Raw genomic sequence first — 19,351 nt, forward strand, 5'->3', positions numbered from 1 at the left:
GCCCCGCATGCAGGCATGGCAGGTGCACGAGAACGGTGAGCCCGGCGAGGTGATGCGGCAGGCGGAGGTGGCGCCGCCCGCCCCGGGCGAGGGCCAGGTCCTGCTGAAGGTGCGCGCCGCCAACGTCAACTTCCCGGACGCGCTGCTCTGCCGGGGCCAGTACCAGGTGCGCCCGCCGCTCCCGTTCACCCCGGGCGTGGAGATCTGCGGCGAGACCGAGGACGGCCGCCGGGTGCTCGCCAACCCCGTACTGCCCCACGGCGGGTTCGCCGAGTACGCGGTCGCGGACGCCGCCGGGCTGCTGCCCGCGCCCGATTCGCTGGACGACGCCGAGGCCGCCGCGCTGCACATCGGCTACCAGACCGGCTGGTTCGGACTGCACCGCCGGGCCGCCCTGCGCGAGGGCGAGACCCTCCTGGTGCACGCCGCGGCCGGCGGGGTCGGCAGTGCCGCCGTCCAGCTCGGCAGGGCGGCGGGGGCCCGGGTCGTCGGGGTCGTCGGGGGCCCGGAGAAGGCGGCCGTCGCCCGGGACCTGGGCTGTGACGTGGTGATCGACCGCCGTACCGAGGACGTGATAGCGGCCGTCAAGGAGGCCACCGGGGGACAGGGCGCCGATGTGGTCTACGACCCCGTGGGCGGGACGGCGTACGAGCAGTCCACCAAGGTCGTCGCCTTCGAGGGGCGGATCGTGGTCGTCGGCTTCGCGGGCGGCGCCATACCGCGCCCGGCGCTCAACCACGCGCTGGTGAAGAACTACGCGATCCTCGGCCTGCACTGGGGCCTCTACAACACCCGGAACCCGGCCCTGGTCCGGCACTGCCACGACCGGCTCACGGAGTTGGCCGCCCGTGGCGCGATCAGACCGCTGGTCAGCGAGCGGGTCCCGCTCGACGCGGCGGCGGACGCCGTGCGGCGGGTGGCGGACGGGGTGACGACCGGGCGGATCGTGGTGGTACCGGGACAGCAGGGTGAGGGCAAGGGAGTCGCCGAATGACCGATGCGACCGAAGGGGCCGGTGTGGGCGATGCGGCCGAACCGGCCGGTAGGGGTGATGCGGTCGGCGTGGCAGGTGGGGGTGATGCGGTCGGCGTGGCCGGTAGGGGTGATGCGGCCGGAGCGGCCGGTACGGGTGATGCGGTCGGCGTGGGTGATGCGGTGGGCGCGGCCGGTGGGGGTGATGCGGCTGGCGCGGGTGATGTGGCCTGCGTGGCCGGTCCCGCCGATCTGCGCCGCCGTACCGCCGCCCTGCTCGCCGCGCACCCGCCCGCCACCACCGCGCCGCTCGACTTCCTGAGGGCCCGGTTCGACGCCGGGCTCGCCTGGGTGCACTTCCCGGAGGGACTCGGCGGACTCGGCGCGCCCCGCGCGCACCAGGCCGTCGTCGATGCCGCGCTCGCCGCCGCGGGCGCCCCCGACAACGACCCGCGCCGGATCGGCATCGGCCTCGGCATGGCCGCGCCGACCCTCCTCACCTACGGGACGGAGGAGCAGAAGCGGCGCTTTCTGCGGCCGTTGTGGGTGGGCGAGGAGGTGTGGTGCCAGTTGTTCAGCGAACCGGGCGCCGGGTCCGACCTCGCCGCCCTCGCCACCCGGGCCGTCCGCGACGGCGACGACTGGGTGGTGACGGGCCAGAAGGTGTGGACGTCCAGCGCGCATCTCGCCCGCTGGGCGATCCTCGTCGCCCGCACCGACCCGGACGTCCCCAAGCACCGGGGCATCACCTACTTCCTCTGCGACATGACCGACCCCGGGGTGGAGGTGCGTCCGCTGCGGCAGATCACCGGGGAGGCCGAGTTCAACGAGGTGTTCCTGACCGGCGTCCGGATCCCCGACTCCCGGCGGCTCGGCGCGGTCGGCGACGGCTGGCGGGTGGCGCAGACCACCCTCAACAACGAACGCGTCGCCATCGGCGGGATGAAGCTGCCGCGCGAGGGCGGCATGATCGCCCCCGTCGCCAGGACCTGGCGCGCCCGCCCCGAACTGCGCACCCACGAACTGCGCCAGCGGCTGCTGACCCTGTGGGTGGAGGCCGAGGTCGCCCGGCTCACCGGCGAACGGCTGCGGCAGCAGCTCGCCGCCGGGCAGCCCGGCCCCGAGGGCGCCGGGCTGAAACTCGCCTTCGCCCACCTCAACCAGCAGATCAGCGGCCTGGAGGTGGAACTCCTGGGCGAGGAGGGGCTCCTCTACGACGACTGGACCCTGCGCCGCCCGGAACGGGTCGACTTCACCGGCCGCGACGCCGGTTACCGCTATCTGCGCGCCAAGGGCAACAGCATCGAGGGCGGCACCAGCGAGATCCTGCTGAACATCGTCGCCGAGCGGGTCCTCGGCCTGCCCGCCGAACCCCGCACCGACAAGGACGTCCCCTGGAAGGCCCTCGCCCGATGACCGATCTGCTCCACTCCGAGGAGGAAGAGGCCCTGCGGGCGGCGGTACGGGACCTGCTCACCGACCGCTCCACCGCCGCGTCGGTGCTGGGGTTGGTGGGGTCGGGGGATTCGGGGGAGCCAGGGGAGCCGGGGATGTCGGGGGAGTTGGAGGCGCCGGGGGTGCTGGGGGCGCCGGGGGCGTCCCACGATCGTGCGCTGTGGCGGACGCTCACCGCCGGGATGGGGCTCGCCGGTCTGCTGATCCCGGAGGAACTGGACGGCCAGGGCGCCTCGCACCGGGAGGCCGCCGTCGTCCTGGAGGAACTGGGGCGGGCGGTGGCGCCCGTACCGTATCTGACCAGCGCGGTCGTGGCGACGGAGGCGCTGCTGGAGTGCGGTGCGGACGACCTGCTGCGCGATCTGGCCTCCGGGACGGCCGTCGCCGCGCTCTGCGTCGGCCTGCACACCGCGCCCACCGCGGGCTTCCGGACGGTACGGGTGGGGGACGGGGCGCTGCTGTACGGGGAGCTGCCGGGGATCGCGGACGCGGGCGGCGCCGATGTGCTGTTGGTACCGGCGGAGGACGGGGCGTTGTACGCGGTGGCGGTGGGGGCTGCCGGGTGCGCCGGGTCGGATGGGCCTGCCGGGACCGATGGGTCCGCCGGGCCGGATGGGCCTTCCGGGTCCGATGGGCCTGCCAGGTCGTATGGGCCTGCCGGGCCGGATGGGTCCACCCGGCCCGCCAGGTCCGATGGGCCCGAGGGGACCGATGAATCCACCGCAGTGACCGTCGTACCGCAGGTGTCGCTCGACCGGACGCGGCCGGTGGCGACCGTGGTGCTGGCGGGGGCGGCCGGGCGGCGGCTGGGGGAGGCCGGGCCCGCGGTCCGGCGGGCGCTGCGGGCCGGGGCCGGGCTGCTGGCGTCCGAGCAACTGGGTCTCGCGGACTGGGCGCTGACCGAGACCGTCCGGTATCTGACGGAACGCAAGCAGTTCAACCGTCCGGTCGGCGGTTTCCAGGCGCTCAAGCACCGGCTGGCGCACCTGTGGCTGGAGACCGCGCAACTGCGGGCCGCCGCACGCGCCGCCGCCGACGCCCTGGCGACCGGCCGCGAGCCGGACCTCGCGGTCGCGGTGGCGCAGGCGTACGCGGCCGGGGTCGCCGTGCACGCCACGGAGGAGGCGCTCCAACTGCACGGCGGTATCGGAATGACCTGGGAACACCCCCTCCACCTCTACCTCAAACGAGCCAAGGCGGACTCGATCGCCTACGGGACGGCCGGGGCGCACCGGGAGTGGGTGGGGGAACTGGTGGATCTGGCTCCGGCGTAGCGGCGGGACTCCGGCTCCCCACCCATGTACGGTCCGGTCCGCCGAAGGGCGGGTGGGCGACGGACCGGTGACGCCCGTCCCACCAGGGGCGGGCCGTCCGGTGTGTACGGCGCGCGGGAAGTGAACGACCGACGGCGGTCCGGCCAACTCCCCCTCCCCATCTGCCCCTTGGCGCCTCCGGCACCGCATACTCCTTGCGGTTCCGTCCGCTACCAGGGAGGCAGAGCATGGCCCTCACCACCCGTCGCAGAGCCCTCACCACCCTCGGCGCCGCCCTCGCGGGCCCGGTCGTGGTCCCCGGCGCCACCGCGCTCGCCGGCGAGAACGAGCACCGCGCCCCGCGCCCCCTGTGGCGGGCCCACGCCCACAACGACTACGAGCACCCCCGCCCCCTGCTCGACGCCCTCGACCACCGCTTCGGCAGCGTCGAGGCCGACATCTACCTGGTCGGCGATCAGCTCCTCGTGGCCCACGACCCCGAGGACCTCGACCCCGCCCGCACCCTGGAGTCCCTCTACCTGGACACGCTCGCCGCGCGCGTCAAGGCCCACAAGGGGTCCGTGTACCGGGGCCACCGCGGCTCCCTCCAACTCCTCATCGACATCAAGACCGAGGGCGCCGCCACCTATCGCGCACTCGACCGCCGGCTCCAGCGGTACCGGAATCTCTTCACGACCTACCACCGCGGCCGGGTGCGGCCCGGCGCCGTCACCGCCGTGATCTCCGGCGACCGCGCGGCCCGGGTGCCGATGGAGGCCCAGACCACCCGCCGCGCCTTCTACGACGGCCGCCTCGCCGACCTCGGCGGCCCGGCCCCCGCCTCCTTCGCCCCGCTGATCAGCGACAACTGGACGCTGCACTTCACCTGGCGGGGCGTCGGCGCCTTCCCGGCCGCCGAGCGCCAGAAGCTCCGCACGATCACGGACACGGCACACGCCCGAGGCCAGAGGATCCGCTTCTGGGCCACCCCGGACCTCCCGGGCCCCGCCCGGGACGCCCTGTGGACGGAATTGCTGGCGGCGGACGTGGACCACCTCAACACGGACGACCTGCTGGGGCTGGAGGCGTTTCTCGACAAGCGGGATTGACGAGCGGGACTGACGGGACGCGACCGAGGGCGGCCCCCTCTCCCTCCCCCCTCTCCCTCCCCCTCCCTCCTAGCCCCTCACCCCTCGCCCCTCCCCTCCCTCCCGTCCCTCCCGAACACCACACGTTCGGCGGTCAGGTCAGCCGCACGGATGAACCCTCCGCTACGCCACACTTGCGGCCGAACGCCGCGAATGGGACGTGGCGGAGGAGGTTCATCATGGCCATTTCCATCTCTGCGACGCTGCTGCTGCTGATCCTCGCCGCGGTCTTCCTGCGCAACGGCGGCCTCAAACTCACCCACGCCGTGGTGTGCGCGCTGCTCGGCTTCTCCCTCGCGGGAACGAGCGTCGCACCGACGATCTACAGCGGCATGACCGCGACGGCGGACATCGTGAGCAGCCTGCACCCCTGACCGTCCCCGAAGTCAGGGCGTGCCCGCCGCCGTTCCCGCCCCCGCCCCCGCACCCGAGAACACCCCGATCCCGTTCGGTACGGCCCTCTCCGCCCCGGCGCTGGGGTGGTTCCGTACGGTCACGGAGGTGCCGCCCGGGTCGCGGGCGACGAGGGTGGTGGAGCCACCGCCGTCCAGGCCGAAGCCGTCGGTGGCGCCCAGGTCCCGCAGCAGCCGGGAGACCTCGGCGACGGTGAGCCCGGCCCGGCCGGCCGTCCCGTCCACGGCGAACAGGAACAGCCGCCGGCCGCCGTCCGCGATCCCGGCCGCGGTCCGTACGGCGGCGGTACGGTCGTCGAGTCCCGGCAGGGGCTGTCCGCCCCGCAGCACCGGACAGCCGCCGACGGCGAGCAGAGGGGCCCGCCGGGAACCCGCACCCGAACCCGCACCCGCACTCGAACCCGTCAGACGGTGGCTGACCCGGACCCGCTCACCCACCTCGTACTCCCGCAGCCGGTGCGCGCCCTCCTCCCGGCCGACCAGCACGGTGGTGCCGGCGGGGATCGCCCCGGCGCCGGGCCGCCCGGCGGTACCGACGACCCGTCCGTCGCGGACCGTGATCTCGTGGGTGTCGGTGCTGCACGGCGCGGCCCGGTCGGTGTCGGTGCCGCAGGTGGCGCGCAGCCGGGAGGCGCTGCCCCAGTCCTCGGTGAAGGCGCCGACGGAACCGACCGGCAGGGCGTACTGGTTGAGCCCGCCGAGCGCCGTCGTGCCCGCGTCGCCGCGGACCGATCCGTCAAGTGTCAGCCGGTCCAGCCGGACGCGCCGGTCGCGCCCGACGGTGAGCACGTCCTCGGTGCCGGTACCGGGCGGTGGCGCGGGCCCGAACCGCTGCCCGTTCGGCACGGCCCCCTTGAGCACCCTGCCGCGCGCGACCGCCGGACCGACGCTCGCCCCGGTCACCGGCACGCCCGGGTGCTGGGTCTCGCTGATGTGGAAGAAGTCCCCGTTGACCCCGGCGACGGCCCCCTGCCGGTCCGCCATCACCGACACCGCGGCCCGCGCGGCGACCTTCCCCGGATACAGCAGCCCCAACCGGACCCCGGGCGTGCGGAGATCGACGGTGAGGAGATGGATCCGGGTGGGTCCCTTGGCGACCTCCAGGTCACGGGACTCGTAGACGACACCCGGCGCCACCGCCGTCCCCGCGCCGGACAGGGCCGCGGCGGGCACCGACCCGACGAGGACGACCCCGCCCAGCGCCCCCACCACCGCCACCGCTCCGAGCGCCCCGCGCCCCACCCCGGACCACCGCCACCGCCATGCCACCGCGCCCCCAGAGGATCCGTCGCCGCACCCCCTGAGGGCCCGTCAACCGTGCCAGGAAACGGGGTGAGTGAATCAGCCCCGGGTGACGGCGGGGGCGACGCCGGGCTGACGGGGGGTGAATCCGTGACGGAACGGCGTAGGGGGTGGGGATGCTGACGGTCCGGTGCCGTGCGGGCACCCGGTCCCCTAATTTTCCTCGCATGGGCAAAGACGCTTCCTCGTCGGTGAGGACTTTCCGTGATCTGGTCTCGGCCGAGGAATGGGCGGAGCTGACCCGTGCGCCGGCCAGACCCCGTGCGGCGGACGAGGTGCTGTTACGCCAGGGTGATCCGGGGACCCAGGTGATCGCGCTGATCAGCGGGCTGGTGAAGGTGGTGCATGTGGACCGGGACGGCCGGCAGCGGCTGCTGGCGTTCCGGGGGCCCGGCGAGATCCTCGGGGAGATGGCGCTCCAGCACGGCGGAGGGCGGCTCGCGTACGTACGGGCCATGAGCGCGTGCACGGTCGCCATCCATCTCGCGACGGACTTCCAGGATTTCGTCCGCCGCCATCGGCTCGCGCCCCGGATCGCGGAGCTGGTGTCCCTGCGGCTGCGGGAGCAGACCGAGGTCCACGACGGCGCGGTGCACGAGCGGCTCGCGCTGGCGCTGCTCCGGCTCTTCGAGATCTCGGGCGAGCGGTCCTTCTCGGTCACCCGGGACGAGCTGGGCCAGCACATCGGGGTGAGCCGGAACTACGTCACCAAGGCCCTGGAGCGGCTGGGCTCCGACCTGGTGCGGTTCGACAAGAACCGGATCGAGGTGATCAGCCCGGAGGGGCTGAGGAAGATCTGAGCGTGTGTCCCGGGTCACACGCGGACCGCACGAGTGAAGCGGACCGATCACCCCGCCGCCGAGAAGCTCGAAGCGCACGACCATCCGACGGACCGTCGCCCCCCGCCCGCACCCGGCGGGGCCGGGCGGGTCCCCACCGAGGAGTGACACATGCGCGAGCAGCACATCGGCGCACCGCCCCAGGACGGCATGACCCGCTGGGCCCGCAGCCGCCCCCTGCCCCCGTACCGGGGCATCTTCGCCGTGGACGCCAAGGGCTTCACCGGCCGCCCCGCCGTCGAGCACGAGGGCATCAGCCGTACCGTCCCCGAACTGCTGGAGACCGCCTTCGCCAGGGCGGGGCTGCGGGAGCTGTGGAGCGACCGCAGGTTCCCCGCCACGACCGGCGACGGATACGTCTTCGGGTTCGACCCGTCCCTCATGCCCTTCGTGGTCCATCCCCTGCTGCACACCCTCCAGGAGGTGCTGACCGACTACAACGTCCTGTCGCACGGCACCCTCCCCATCCGGCTCCGGGCCAGCCTGCACATCGGTCCGCTGCCGGACCCCGGCGACGAGTACGGCGGCAACGGCACCGCCCGCAACGACACCCACCGGCTGCTGGACTCACGCCCCGTCAAGGCCGTACTGGCCTCCCACAAGGAGAACATCACGCACGTCGCCGCGATCCTCTCCCAGCGCTGCTACGAGGACACCGTCGCCGGCGGGTACACCGGCCGCCACCCCGACCACTTCGTGGAGGTGGCCGCCACGGTCGAGGGCAAGCCGTTCGCCCAGCAGGCGTGGATCTACGTGCCCCAGCCGTCGGGACCGCTGTACGAGTTCGAGTTCGACCACGCGTCCGGCCGGGACGGGTCCGGGTCCGAGGCCGGGGCCGGGTCCGGGACGACGGATGAACGGCGGGACGAGGGGGGCGCTCCGACCGGGCGGGAGCCGGAGCGGGAGTCCGCCGTGCCCGGCGCGCAGGTGAGCAACAGCGCCCCCCACGGCAACATCAACACGGGCACGGTCCACGGGGGACAGAGCGTCGGCAACCATCACATCGCCGGGGACCAGGTCCAGGGGAACAAGGCGGGGCGCGTGCGGGGGTTCCAGGGGGACCAGGTGCGCGGTGACAAGTATCAGGGGCGGCAGTGATTCCGCAGCAGGCGGCGCCCCCGGCGACGGCCGGGGAGGAGTCACGGTCACCCGGCCCGGAGCTGGAGTCCACCGGGCTCTCCGAACTGCTCGACGGCCTGGGAGGGCCGCCGCCGCGGGTCCTGCTGTACGCCCCCGGAGGGAACATCAACAACGGTTCCGTCCACGGCGGCCAGGGCGTCCGCAACGGACCGGGCGACGAGCGGCGGGCGGCCGGGGGAGCCCGCGGGACCCGGGTGCGCGAGGGCCCGATCCCGGAGACGGAGGTGAGTGCGGCCGGCTTCGGATTCGCCCGGCCCGCCTGGTTCGCCGACGCCCTGGCCGAACTGGAACGGGGTGTCCTGTTCCTGGCCGGGCGTCCGGGCTCCGGCCGCCGCACCGCGGCGCTCAATCTGCTCCGCGAGTGCGGCGGGGACGACGCTCCGCTGCGGGCGCTGGACGGAGTGACGGAGCTGGACCGCTGGCGGCCCACCGACTCCACGGCCCGCGGCTATCTGATGGACGGACTGTTCCCCAGCAGCCCGCTCGGCCCCGGAGTCCTCGGCCATCTGCGGTCCCTGCTCCAGGAGGCCGGCTCGCGGATGGTGATCGTCCTGCCCGACGACACCGCGCTGCTGCGCCGTCTGGAACAGGACCTGCATGTCCGCCCGGTCGGCTGCGAACCGCCACCGCCCTCCCAGGTGTTCGGCGCCCGGTTCGCGGCGGTCGTACCGGACCGGCACGAGCGGGAACGGCTGCTGGCCGCGCTCACCGGCGGGCAGCTCGGCGAACTCCTGGCCCCCGAACTGGTCCCCGCCGAAGTGGCCGAACTCATCGACGCCCTCGTGGCCGCCGACGGGGACCCGGAGACGCTGGGCGATCTGCGCGCCCGGCTCAGCTACCGGGCCGAGCGGGAAGTGCCCGAACTCGTCGCCGCGCTGCGCGAGGACCCGGAGGCCCTGGCGTTTCTGCTGACCGTCTGTGTCTACGAGGGGCTGGACCACCGGATCGTCCGGGGTGAGGCCGAACGGCTGCTCCGGCTCTCCGAGGGACGGCTCGACGCGCTGCTGCCCGCGACGGACACCCAGAGCGGCGAGAAGTCCGGGCGCCCCAATCCCGACTTCGTCTTCCGGCGCTCCCTCACCGAGCTGCTCCGCTCCGTCCACGCGGTCCGCCAGCCCCGCGAGATCCGTGCCCAAGGCGACTACACCCACGCCGTGGAGCCGGTCGTGTTCCTCCGGTACGGGCAGGCGGAGGCCGTCCTGCGGCATGTGTGGCGCGAGTACGGACGGCTGTCGGAACTGCTGGTGCGATGGCTGCGCGACGTACGCCGCGACAACGAGCTGACCGTGCCGGTGGGCCGGGTCATGGGCCTGGCGGCGAGCTGGGGCGGGGGACGCCGGGCCCTGCACCACATCCAGGCCCTCGCCGACTCCGAGCGCACCACCAGCCGCCTCATCGCCGCGCACGCCCTGGGGATCGCGGCCGAGGACCCGGTACTCGCCACGGAGGTGCGGTACCGCATGAAGGACTGGAGCCGGGTGGGCGGCTCGCGGCTGAGGACCACGGTGGCGTTCGCGTGCGGCGCGGAGTACGGGCTGTCCCGGCCCGACCTCGCGCTCGCACTGCTCCACCGGCTCGTCCGCCGGGCCGTCTCCGAGGCCGGGCCGGACACGCCGGAGGGGCGGGGGGATCCGGTCCTCGACGCCGTACGGGCGGCGGTGCATCAGTTGTTCCGGGCCGGCCAGGAGAGGCAGGTGTTCCACTGGCTCGCCGACCTGGTGGACTCCGACGAGGGCCCGGCGGAGTACGCGCGTGTACTCATCAGTGAACTCCTGGGCCGCCGCCGCTGGTTTCAGGGGCAACTCGCCGACCGTACCGAGGACGGAATGCTCATCACCCGGATGATCCGGGGCGCGTTGAATTCCGAGAAAACCTTCGGGACCACGTGCCGGACCCTGATGAAATGGGCCGACGCGGCACGCTGGGACGGCACTCTGTTCCGGGCGGTGGAGACCCTTTTCGACGACCTGGGCAGCGGAATGCGCAAAGGTGAGTTCCGGCTCTTCGTCGAGATGGACCGGGAAGCGGCCGAGGGCTCGGCCGGGCTGGAGCGGGCACGGACCGCGCTCGCCGAGTGGCGCAGTGGTGTCAGGCGGGTGGCGGTGTGAACGACGAGACGACCGAGCCCCTCTACGTCCGCACGGCCCGGAGGCCCTGGCGGGAGATCATCGGACACCGCTGGTCCGGTACCCGGGACTGGTGCCTCGTTCTGAAGGACACCACCGGTGACTACTTCGTCCAGGGCCGCCGGGGCGACCCCGACGAGGCGGGCGCGTACCTGCCCCCGCTCGAAGACGCCGGAACCCCGCACATGGGCGGGAACTACCCGGACGTCTTCCGGGTCGACACCACCGAACACGTGGACACCCGCGCCGTCGGCCTCCCCACCGTCTACGGCACCGAGTCGGTGGAACTGTGGGTGTCCTGGTGGGTGCACGACCCGGTACGTGTGGTCCGCACCCGGACCCTGCACGGCTGGCATATGGTCCGCACCCACCTCACCGGCACCCTGAGACATCTGGCCGAAGCCCAGACCCTGGCCGGGAGCGGCCTCGGAGCACCCGAGATCATGCGACACCTCAGCGCACCCCAGCGGGTCGAGGAGTTCGGACTCAGCTACCGCGTGTTCGACGTCCGGCTCCGGGAGACCGGTGAGGAACTGAGCCTCGGCCAGGACGAGGACCAGGCGGTCCGCTACTCCTGGACACCCAGCCGCAGCGGTGAGTACGAGTTCTGTCTCCAGGCGCTCCACGCCGGGCCGGTGTCCCTCGCCGCGCTCTGGCTCCTGAGGCACCCGGACCAGGTGAGTCAGGTCCTGGACTGGGCGGTCCGCCATCAGGACCTGCTCAGCCCGCCGCGCACGGACTGGCAGGAGGAACTGGCCGTGCTGCTCGGCACCCTGAGCGAACAGGAACGCAAGGAGATCTCCTGGCTGCTGCGCGACCGGATCGCGTTGCTGGGGCATCGGGTTCCTGAGGGTGGGGGTGTTTGAGCGGGGGGTGCGATCAGGTTCGGTTTGGTTCGGTTGAGGTTCCTCGGGCGCTTTCCCGGTTCGTTGCCTTGCCTTGGCTTTCCTGGGCTTGGCGTGGCTTGACTTTCGTTCCCTTTCCTTTCCTTTCCCTTCCCGGATACTTCCTCCTCCTCGGACGTCATATTGGGCTGTCTGGGCACGCCGCGATCGAGCGGCGTGCCCCCTTTTTTGGGCCGGTCCGGGTGTGATGTACATCCCTCGGTGAACGCACTGTGCGAGCGGTGATGTCCTCCGGGCTGCGGGATTCTCGTGGCGTCCGCAAATGACGCACGATCACTTGCGGTCGTGCGTCCGGATGTTGCTCGTACGGCTGTTCTTGCGCGGCCGTTCCGATGCGTTTTCGGGCGCCCATGAGTGCGCTTCTCCGTGCGCCTTCACGCCTTCGATTTTTGACCGGAGAGGAATGATATGCGAGCGGAAAGTTCCGATGAGGTGGGAAGGGTGATTCCCCTTCTTCCCCTTCTCCAGGGCCACCCGGCCCCGAACGCCGGGCCGGAGCCGTGCGGGGCCCCGCACCCGGAAACTTCCCGGGAGGCGTCGCCGGACGCCGCTGTCGAACCGGCGGTTCGCGGCCCTCTCGTCCTCAACGCCGAGCGCGGGATCATCAACACCGGCACCGTCCACGGCGGACAGCACCGCATCACCGTCGAGCAGCCCGGCCACCGTCTCCCCGGAGCCGGCGATGAGAGCTGAACCTGCCCGGCCGCTCGATCTCGATGCCCTTGCCGAGGCGCTCGCCGGCGGCCGGGTCGACGCCCTCGCCCTGGCGCTGGCCGCCGGCCGGGAGATGGTGATCAACGCCCCGAACGGCACCATCAACACGGGGCTGATGACCGGTGGCCAACGGCAGGTCGTGGCCGCCGCCCCGGGCGCCGACGACACCGGGACGGCACCCATGCGGCAGGGCCCCGTACGGGCGAAGGATCTCGCGGTGGCCCGGCGGCGCTACATCGCCCCGCCCGGATCCGGGAACGTCCTCGCCGCGCTCGCCTCCGGTGTGGCCGTGCTCGTCGGCGACCCGGGGACCGGACGCGAGACCCACGCCCTCAACCTGCTGGCCCACGGTATGGAGGAGCCCGTACTCGTCCAGGTGGACGGGGCGGTCAACCTCGCCCGGTGGACTCCCCGGCCGAGCGGGGTGCACGGCTACCTGGTGATGGAACCCCCGGATCCGTCCGCCTGGCGGTCCTGGGACCTGACCCGGCTGGAGATCTCGCTCACCGAGGCGGACGCACGGCTCCTCATCGTGCTGGCCGACGCCCCCGGGCTGGCCGGTACCCTCGGCGACCGGATCGGCGCACCGGTGCTGCGGCATCTGGTTCCCGACCCGCGGGAGGTCTTCGCCGCGCACCTGCGCGATCTGTGCCCCGACGAGAGCGCGCGGGCCGGACTGCTGAACGCCTCGCCGGACCTGCTGGCCGAGCTGCTTCCGGCGGGCCTGCCGCCGCGCTACGCGGCTCGCGCGGCCGAGGCCGTGACCGCCGTGGCGGCGGCTGCCGGGCGGGACGCGGATTTTGAGGGGAACGTCCTGTGGGCGCTCGCCCGTGCGGAGGTCCCGGCGCTGCTGGCCCGCGCGCGGGAGGACCCTGTCTTTCTGGCGCATCTGCTCGCCCTCACCGTCTACGGAGGGCTCGACCTCCGTGTTGTCGAGGAGCGGGCGGCGGAGCTGCTGAGGCTGGCCGACGGCGAGGGCTGGGCGGCGTCGGCTGCGACGGCGCCTCGCGGTGGGGGCGGTGGGGCGGGTGGGGTCGGTGGGCAGGGGTCCGGTGGTGGAAGGGGGCTGGGTGTTGGTGGCAGAGGTGGGCTGGGTGTTGGTGGTAGAGGTGGGTTGGGTGTTGGTGGCGGAAGCGGGCCGGGAGTCGGTGGCGGAAGCGTGGAGGGTGCCGGTATGGCCCGGCAACGGTCCCTGACCGACAATCTGGGCGCGCTCGCCGCGCGGCGCACCCCGCCGACGGGGGTCGGGGATCCGGACACCGTGGCGTTCCACTGGCCCGCCATGGGCCGCGCCGTATGGGAGGCCCTGTGCCGTGACCACGTCGAACTGATGCCGCTGCTGCACATCTGGCTGGCCGGCACCGGTCCCGCACCGGACCATGCGGAGTGGGCCGCGCGGGCGGTCGTCGCGATGGCGGCGGAAACGGGGAGCCGGAGCCTGGAACACCTGCGGGCCGTGGCCCTCGCGCCGGGAGTGTCCGCCGTCGAAGTGGCCGCGCGGAGCCTGGGGGCGGCCGTCTCCCACACTCGGGCGGCGGCGGGGGCCGAGCGTCTGCTGGACGACTGGAGCGTCGCCGCCGAGGCGCCACTGCGCACCGCGGTGGCGCTGGCCTGCCGCTCCGACCACGGGGGACTGTCCGCGGAGCATGTGCTGCGGCTGGCGGAACGGCTCTCGGGGACGTTCGGCGGCGGTCCGGGAGACCCGGGTGTCGCCAACGCCGTCGTGGACATGCTGACCCAGCGCTTCGCCACCGGCGGCACCCGGGAACGGGCCGGTCTCCTGGGCCTGTTGCGGGACTGGCAGGAGAGCGAGGGCATTCCCGACCTCCTCGCCGCCCTCGCCTTCCCCGCCATGGCCGCCGCCACGGACTTCCGCTGGTGGACGCGCCGCACCAAGGACGGGGAGACGACCACGGCGGAGATCGTCACGCTCACGGCTCACGCTCTCAACGAGCCCACCGCGTTCCCGTCCATGCGCGATGTCCTCATTCTCTGGTGCCGCCCCTCCGACGGTACGGCCGGGCCGGACCCGGCAGTGGAGGCACTGCTGCGGAACCTGACGGCAGCCCGGCAGCCCGGATTCCTCCGCTGGCTCCTCGCCGTCGAGCGCGGCCCCGATCCCCTCTCCGGCAAGGACCTCGCATGCCGCCTGTTGACGGAGTGGCGCGGCACACCCTCGCCCACCCAGAAGCAGCCCCTGAACAGGCACAAGAACAAGAACAAGCACAGGCATATGCACTGAATCAGGTACACGCACTGAATCAGGCACGGACAGACTGAAAACGAAATCCGGAGACACCAATGTCCTTTCCCGCCCCACCGGGGCTCTTCGCCGCCATCGAGCGCGAATGCGCCGACCGGGACCCGATGCCGGCACTCCGCCGCGTCGCCACGACCGAGTGCCGGAGCGACGACCGGCACCTGACGCCGGCACTCCACCACTCCGGCACCTCGGCACCGATCGAGGGACCGCCACCGGCACAGGGGCCGTCGCCCGCAGAAGGGCCGTCGCCCGTACCGGATCCACCCTCCGAGTGGGGAACGCCGCCCGGGCAAGGAGGCCCGCCCGGACGAGGAGCCCCCCTCACACTCCACGAGGCCCGGCGACTGCTGTACGACCGCTCCACGCACCCCACCGAGCGCAATGCCCTCTGGCGGCAGATCGCCGTACGCTCCCACGACACCACCGACCATGCCGACTGGCCGCCGGCGGCCGTCTGGCTGGGCCTCCCCGGCCTCTTCCGCACCGCCCACCGGATCACCCGGGACTTCGGCGCCGAACGGGACGACGTCGAGGCGGAACTCATCACCTGCTACCTCGAAGCGCTGGCGGAGGTCAGAGAGCGCGAGGCGGACCCGGGCGGCCGTGCCGGCGGCTCGGACCCGGGCGAAGCCGGCGGAGGCGGGAGCCCACTCACCAGGGACCCGGCCGCCTTGGGCGCGGACCTGGGCCCGCATGCCCTGGACCTCGGCGGGCACGTGCTGCGCTCTGCCTGTTCCCGGGCATGGACGCTGTTCCGGACGGCCCGCCCCGAGATCGCCGTGGACGACATCGAGACTCATGGCCGACGGGAGACCGACGTGTGCGGGCCCTGGCAGGTCGACTACGACCCGCCCGGGCTCTCGGCTACCGTACGGTTCCTCGTGCCCGCCGAGCGGATCGAGGGAGTCCGGATCGGCGCACTCGCCCAGGCCTGGGGGCTCGCCGAAGACGCCACCTGTACCCGCTACTCGGGCCGGGGCGGGGGCCGGGCAGTCGCCACCCTCTCCTTGCGACGTGCCGGGAGGAACCCGTGACCGACCGCCCCGACACGCAGCTCACCTTCCGGGAGATCTTCAACCTTCCCGTCAGCGTCGACCTCCGCACCGCCGCCCGAGCGTTCGGCATGTGCCGGGGCACCGCCTACCGGCTGATCGCCGACCATGCCTTCCCCTGCCCCACGGTCCGGGTCGGCCGACGCCATCGCGTGCTCACCGTGGACCTGCTGCGCGCTCTCGGTATCGAGGAACGCCCCGTCTTCGCCGACGAGATCGCCGAAGGCATCGCCCTCACCCTCTTCGACTGAACCCCGGCACACCACCGTCCCTGCCGCCTCCCTCAAGGAGACCCTCGTGCCCAACTGCCTGGCCATCGGAGCGACCGCCACCACGCGCCACCCACTCCCCACCACGGACGACCGATCCACCCTCTTCTACGACACCGTCGTACGGCCCACCTGCGACCATCTGGGCCTCACCCTCCTGCGCGCCGACGAACTCTCGAACGCCGGACTGTCCGCCGACCATTTGCTGCGCCTGGCCGCCGAGGTCGATGTCGTCGTGGCCGACCTGTGCGACTCGGGCCAGGAACTGGTCTTCGCGCTCGGGATGCGCCATGCGCTCGGCCGGTGCACGGTTCTGGTCACCGAGGGGTCCAGCAGCGCCCCCGGCACCGTGGGAACGCCTTCCGTCGCCTGGCCGCCCGGTACCTCTGACGCACTCACCGCCCGGGAGCAACTCATTGCCGTGCTGAGCGACGCCGTCCGCGACACGGGAGCGGCCCCCGTGGGCAGCGGGACGGCCGTCGTGCCGCAACCCGTGCCCGCACAGGTTCCGATGCCGTCGTCCGGAGCCGGGCCGACGGACGGCCCCGCCGAGGACGCCCCCGGATTCTTCGACCTGGTCTTCGAGGCCGAAGCCCAACTGGATGCCATCACAGGTGACATGGCCGATGTGGATGCCGCCGTCGCCGATCTCGTGGCCATGGTGGAACTTGTCGGAGAGGAGATGGCCCGCGTCAACCATCCCGGCGCCTCGTCGAGTATGAAGCCGGCGCTGATCCACCGTCTTGCCAAGGCCATCGACGGACCGGCCATCGACCTCGAAGCGGCGGCCGAACGGTTCGCCCAGCGCATGGGGGTCGCTGTCGGTGCCTTCGGCACTTTCCTCGAGTGGACCGCGAACACTCCGCGCAGTGAATGGCCCGACGGTGTGCCGCGCCTTCTGGACTGGGTCGTCACCGCTTCCTCCGACGTCGAGGCCGCGGCCGACGGCTATGAACAGGTGACCGCCGTGATCGGCATGATGGGCGCGGCCAGTCGGCAACTGCGCGTCCCGGGCCGCCGTATCTCCAAGTCCCTCCAGGTCATCTTCCGAAGTGTGGCCGTCGTCCAGGAATGGCGGGTCACGGCCCTGGCGCTACGGCAGTCCTGACGTCGGCAACCGAGCCGAGCCAGGGGTGCTGGGTGCTGGGCGTTGGGTGACGGGTGACGGGTGACGGGTGTTGGGAGCTTGGGAGCTTGGGAGCGCAGCGTGCGAGTCGGGCCGCTCCTGACCCCAGGGCCCCTCCCCCCTCACCCGGACACGGACTGAACCAGTCTCATGTACCGCTCCCAGTCCCACAGCGGCCCCGGGTCGGTGTGGTCCGTGCCCGGTATCTCGTAGTGGGCGATGATGTGGGCGCGGTCCCGGGGGATCGCGTACCGGCGGCATATCGACTCCGTCAGACGCGCGGAACTGTCGTACATGGCGTCGGTGAAGTACGACGGCCGGTCCACCCAGCCCTCGTGCTCGATGCCGATGCTGCGGGTGTTGTAGTCCCAGTTCCCCGCGTGCCAGCCGATGTCGGACTCCCGGACGCACTGCGCGACATGACCGTCGTGCGACCGGACGACGTAGTGGGCGGACACCTCCTTGTCCGGGCGCTGGAAGACGGAGAGCGTGCCGCCGTAGCTCGCCTGGGCCACGTGGATGACCACGAAATCCACGGGGTGGTCGGTGGGGCGGTCGGCCGGGGTGAAGTGGGCGGGGTGCGCGGGCTGCCATTCGCCGGGTGGATAGTCGGGTGCCTGGGCGACGGCGCCGGCTCGCGGGGTGGGCAGGAGGGTGTAGGGGACGGCGGCGAGCGCGGCACCTCTCAGGAGGCGTCGGCGGCTGGGCGCGGGTGTCGGCGGGGGGTGGGGCTCGGGCGGTGCGGGGGGATGTCGCCGGTCGCTCGTCACTGACGTTGCTCCGATCTCTGTTCTCTGTTCTCTGCGCTCTGTTCTCTACGCTCTGCGGCCCGGGTCGGTCGGGGCGGGCCGCAGGTCCGGGTGGCGGCTCATCCGCGCACCGGGTCGGTGCGCGCCGCGTGCGATTCACGGTAGGCCGCCGGGAGGGCGAGTGACGGAGTCGGCGGGAATCCGTGGACGGGGGCCGGGTTGTGGATATCTCGGCCACCTGAAGGGGTGACGCGGGGGAGGAGGTTGACGGTTGCCGGCGGTGACCGGGCTGTTGGGAGTGGCGCGAGGTGGACGGGCCGCGTGGAGCGAGGTGGTGGCGTGGGTGGCGGCGGCAGCCGGTTGCCTCTACCCCCGTCCCGCCACCGCCCCCGGGTCGTCCAGCACCCGGCGCACCACCGAATGCGCCGCGCCGAGCAGTGGTCCCTCCGAGCCCAGGCGTGACACCGTCACCGGGCAGGCGCGGCCGGCCGTGCGGCCCTCCAGTTCCTCGCGCAGGGACGGCAGGAGCCAGGGGGCCAGCGCGGCCAGGGCGCCGCCCAGCACCACGCTTCCGGGGTCGAGGAGATTGACCGCGCCGGTCAGCGCGATGCCGAGGGCCTGTCCCGCGTCGCGCAGCGCCGCCCGCACGTAGGTGTCGCCCCGCTCGGCCCGCTCGGCGAGCAGTTCCACGCGGCTGTGGCCGGGTTCGATCCCGGCGGCGCGCAGCACCGCCTCCTCGCCCGCGTACTGCTCCAGGCACCCCCGTCCGCCGCAGGCGCACGCGGGTCCGTCGGGGCGGACCGGTACATGGCCCAGCTCGCCCGCGAAACCCCGGGTGCCGCGCAGCAGCCGTCCATCGACGACCACGGACGCGCCGATGCCGATCTCCGCGGAGACATGCAGGAAGTCGCGCGGGGTGTCCTCGCCGAGCCAGAGTTCGGCCAGCCCGCCGAAGTTGGCCTCGTTGTCGACGACCGGTGGCAGCTCGGGCGGGAACAGGCCGGCGAGGTCGGTGTCGTGCCAGTCCAGGTTCGGCGCGCGCACGACCGTACGGGCGTCCCCGGCGACCAGGCCCGGGACGGCCACGGCGAGTCCCGCCGCCCACAGCCCCTCCCGTTCCGCGTCGGCGACGACCCGGTGCAGCAGCGCGGTCAGTTCCTCGGCCACCGGCTGCGGCGCCCGCCCCCGGTTGGGGCCCCGGTGCACGGCCCGCGCCCGGACCCGGCCGCGCAGGTCCACCGCGCAGACCGCGAGATGGTCGACGCCGATCTCCGCGCCGATACCCGCGGGACCACGCCCGCTGACGGCCAGCGCCGAGCCGGGACGCCCCACCCGGCCGGGGCGCTCGGGGCCGAGTTCGTCGAGCAGACCGGCGCGGACCAACTCGTCCACCAGCGTGGAGACCGCCGCGCGGGTCAGCCCGATCCGGGAGGCGACCGCGGCCCGCGAGAGGGGTCCCTCCGCGCTCACCGTGTGCATCACGCGCGCGAGATTGCGGCGGCGCATGCCCTGCTGGGTGTCGGGCAGCGCGCGTCCGGGACCGGCTGAGTGTGCCTCGTGCAACGGTGCGGTCATGCCTTCGTCAGTCCTCGGTGGTTCCGGCCGCCCACGCACGCGCGCGGGCG

17 protein-coding genes are annotated in these 19,351 nt (G+C 73.2%); 13 read left to right on the forward strand and 4 right to left on the reverse strand.

Going from position 1 to position 19,351, the window contains the following annotated elements; translation table 11 throughout:
• The first annotated feature begins 7 nt into the window (after positions 1-7).
• The 5 genes from AB0O01_RS29005 to AB0O01_RS29025 all read left to right on the forward strand — a co-directional run bounded on the left by AB0O01_RS29005 (position 8) and on the right by AB0O01_RS29025 (position 5,202).
• On the forward strand, positions 8-994 hold the full coding sequence (locus AB0O01_RS29005) for an NADPH:quinone oxidoreductase family protein (protein WP_365317895.1): 987 nt from the start codon (positions 8-10) through the stop codon (positions 992-994).
• Positions 995-1,206: 212 nt separating this feature from the next.
• On the forward strand, positions 1,207-2,388 hold the full coding sequence (locus AB0O01_RS29010; RefSeq protein ID WP_365317897.1) for an acyl-CoA dehydrogenase family protein: 1,182 nt from the start codon (positions 1,207-1,209) through the stop codon (positions 2,386-2,388).
• On the forward strand, positions 2,385-3,701 hold the full coding sequence (locus tag AB0O01_RS29015; protein ID WP_365317899.1) for an acyl-CoA dehydrogenase family protein: 1,317 nt from the start codon (positions 2,385-2,387) through the stop codon (positions 3,699-3,701). The genes AB0O01_RS29010 and AB0O01_RS29015 overlap by 4 nt, the downstream gene beginning before the upstream one ends.
• Before the next feature lie 227 nt (positions 3,702-3,928).
• Entirely contained in the window at positions 3,929-4,789 is an 861-nt protein-coding gene (locus AB0O01_RS29020) for a phosphatidylinositol-specific phospholipase C/glycerophosphodiester phosphodiesterase family protein (RefSeq protein WP_365317900.1), read from the forward strand.
• A gap of 218 nt (positions 4,790-5,007) precedes the next feature.
• Positions 5,008-5,202, forward strand: coding sequence for a hypothetical protein (locus AB0O01_RS29025; protein ID WP_365317902.1), 195 nt, complete (start codon positions 5,008-5,010; stop codon positions 5,200-5,202).
• A 12-nt stretch (positions 5,203-5,214) separates the two neighbouring features.
• Here the strand turns inward: AB0O01_RS29025 and AB0O01_RS29030 are convergent, their stop codons facing one another.
• A complete protein-coding gene (locus AB0O01_RS29030; protein WP_365317904.1) occupies positions 5,215-6,483 on the reverse strand; it encodes a phosphodiester glycosidase family protein in 1,269 nt (422 codons plus the stop codon).
• Between the two features lie 227 nt (positions 6,484-6,710).
• On the opposite strand from AB0O01_RS29030, the gene AB0O01_RS29035 reads away from it, so the two are divergent.
• The 4 genes from AB0O01_RS29035 to AB0O01_RS29050 all read left to right on the forward strand — a co-directional run bounded on the left by AB0O01_RS29035 (position 6,711) and on the right by AB0O01_RS29050 (position 11,514).
• Positions 6,711-7,343, forward strand: a complete 633-nt coding sequence (locus AB0O01_RS29035) for a Crp/Fnr family transcriptional regulator (protein WP_365317906.1) — start codon at positions 6,711-6,713, stop codon at positions 7,341-7,343.
• 150 nt (positions 7,344-7,493) lie between these two features.
• On the forward strand, positions 7,494-8,480 hold the full coding sequence (locus AB0O01_RS29040) for a hypothetical protein (protein ID WP_365317908.1): 987 nt from the start codon (positions 7,494-7,496) through the stop codon (positions 8,478-8,480).
• Positions 8,477-10,630 carry a hypothetical protein gene (locus tag AB0O01_RS29045; protein ID WP_365317909.1) on the forward strand — a complete coding sequence of 718 codons (2,154 nt, stop codon included), beginning with the start codon at positions 8,477-8,479 and terminating at the stop codon, positions 10,628-10,630. Before AB0O01_RS29040 ends, AB0O01_RS29045 begins: the two co-directional genes overlap by 4 nt.
• Entirely contained in the window at positions 10,627-11,514 is an 888-nt protein-coding gene (locus AB0O01_RS29050; RefSeq protein WP_365317911.1) for a hypothetical protein, read from the forward strand. Before AB0O01_RS29045 ends, AB0O01_RS29050 begins: the two co-directional genes overlap by 4 nt.
• A 312-nt stretch (positions 11,515-11,826) precedes the next feature.
• On the opposite strand, the gene AB0O01_RS29055 is transcribed toward AB0O01_RS29050, so the two are convergent.
• A complete protein-coding gene (locus AB0O01_RS29055; protein ID WP_365317913.1) occupies positions 11,827-12,216 on the reverse strand; it encodes a hypothetical protein in 390 nt (129 codons plus the stop codon).
• Positions 12,217-12,235: 19 nt separating this feature from the next.
• On the opposite strand from AB0O01_RS29055, the gene AB0O01_RS29060 reads away from it, so the two are divergent.
• Genes AB0O01_RS29060 through AB0O01_RS29075 form a run of 4 tightly spaced genes read left to right on the forward strand, consistent with a single transcriptional unit; the run spans position 12,236 to position 16,959 of the window.
• Complete coding sequence (locus AB0O01_RS29060) at positions 12,236-14,509, forward strand: hypothetical protein (RefSeq protein ID WP_365317914.1); 2,274 nt, start codon at positions 12,236-12,238, stop codon at positions 14,507-14,509.
• 59 nt (positions 14,510-14,568) lie between these two features.
• Entirely contained in the window at positions 14,569-15,564 is a 996-nt protein-coding gene (locus AB0O01_RS29065; protein WP_365317916.1) for a hypothetical protein, read from the forward strand.
• Positions 15,561-15,833 carry a helix-turn-helix domain-containing protein gene (locus AB0O01_RS29070; protein ID WP_365317918.1) on the forward strand — a complete coding sequence of 91 codons (273 nt, stop codon included), beginning with the start codon at positions 15,561-15,563 and terminating at the stop codon, positions 15,831-15,833. Before AB0O01_RS29065 ends, AB0O01_RS29070 begins: the two co-directional genes overlap by 4 nt.
• A 46-nt stretch (positions 15,834-15,879) precedes the next feature.
• Positions 15,880-16,959 (forward strand): hypothetical protein, encoded by a 1,080-nt coding sequence (locus AB0O01_RS29075; RefSeq protein ID WP_365317920.1) that lies wholly within the window; start codon positions 15,880-15,882, stop codon positions 16,957-16,959.
• A 140-nt stretch (positions 16,960-17,099) separates the two neighbouring features.
• On the opposite strand, the gene AB0O01_RS29080 is transcribed toward AB0O01_RS29075, so the two are convergent.
• Together AB0O01_RS29080 and AB0O01_RS29085 are read right to left on the reverse strand one after the other, a co-directional pair.
• On the reverse strand, positions 17,100-17,747 hold the full coding sequence (locus tag AB0O01_RS29080; RefSeq protein ID WP_365317921.1) for an N-acetylmuramoyl-L-alanine amidase: 648 nt from the start codon (positions 17,745-17,747) through the stop codon (positions 17,100-17,102).
• Between the two features lie 345 nt (positions 17,748-18,092).
• Positions 18,093-19,301 (reverse strand): ROK family transcriptional regulator, encoded by a 1,209-nt coding sequence (locus tag AB0O01_RS29085; protein ID WP_365317923.1) that lies wholly within the window; start codon positions 19,299-19,301, stop codon positions 18,093-18,095.
• Between the last annotated feature and the right edge of the window lie 50 nt (positions 19,302-19,351).

Source organism: Streptomyces sp. NPDC093252 (assembly GCF_040683675.1).
GTDB lineage: Bacteria > Actinomycetota > Actinomycetes > Streptomycetales > Streptomycetaceae > Streptomyces.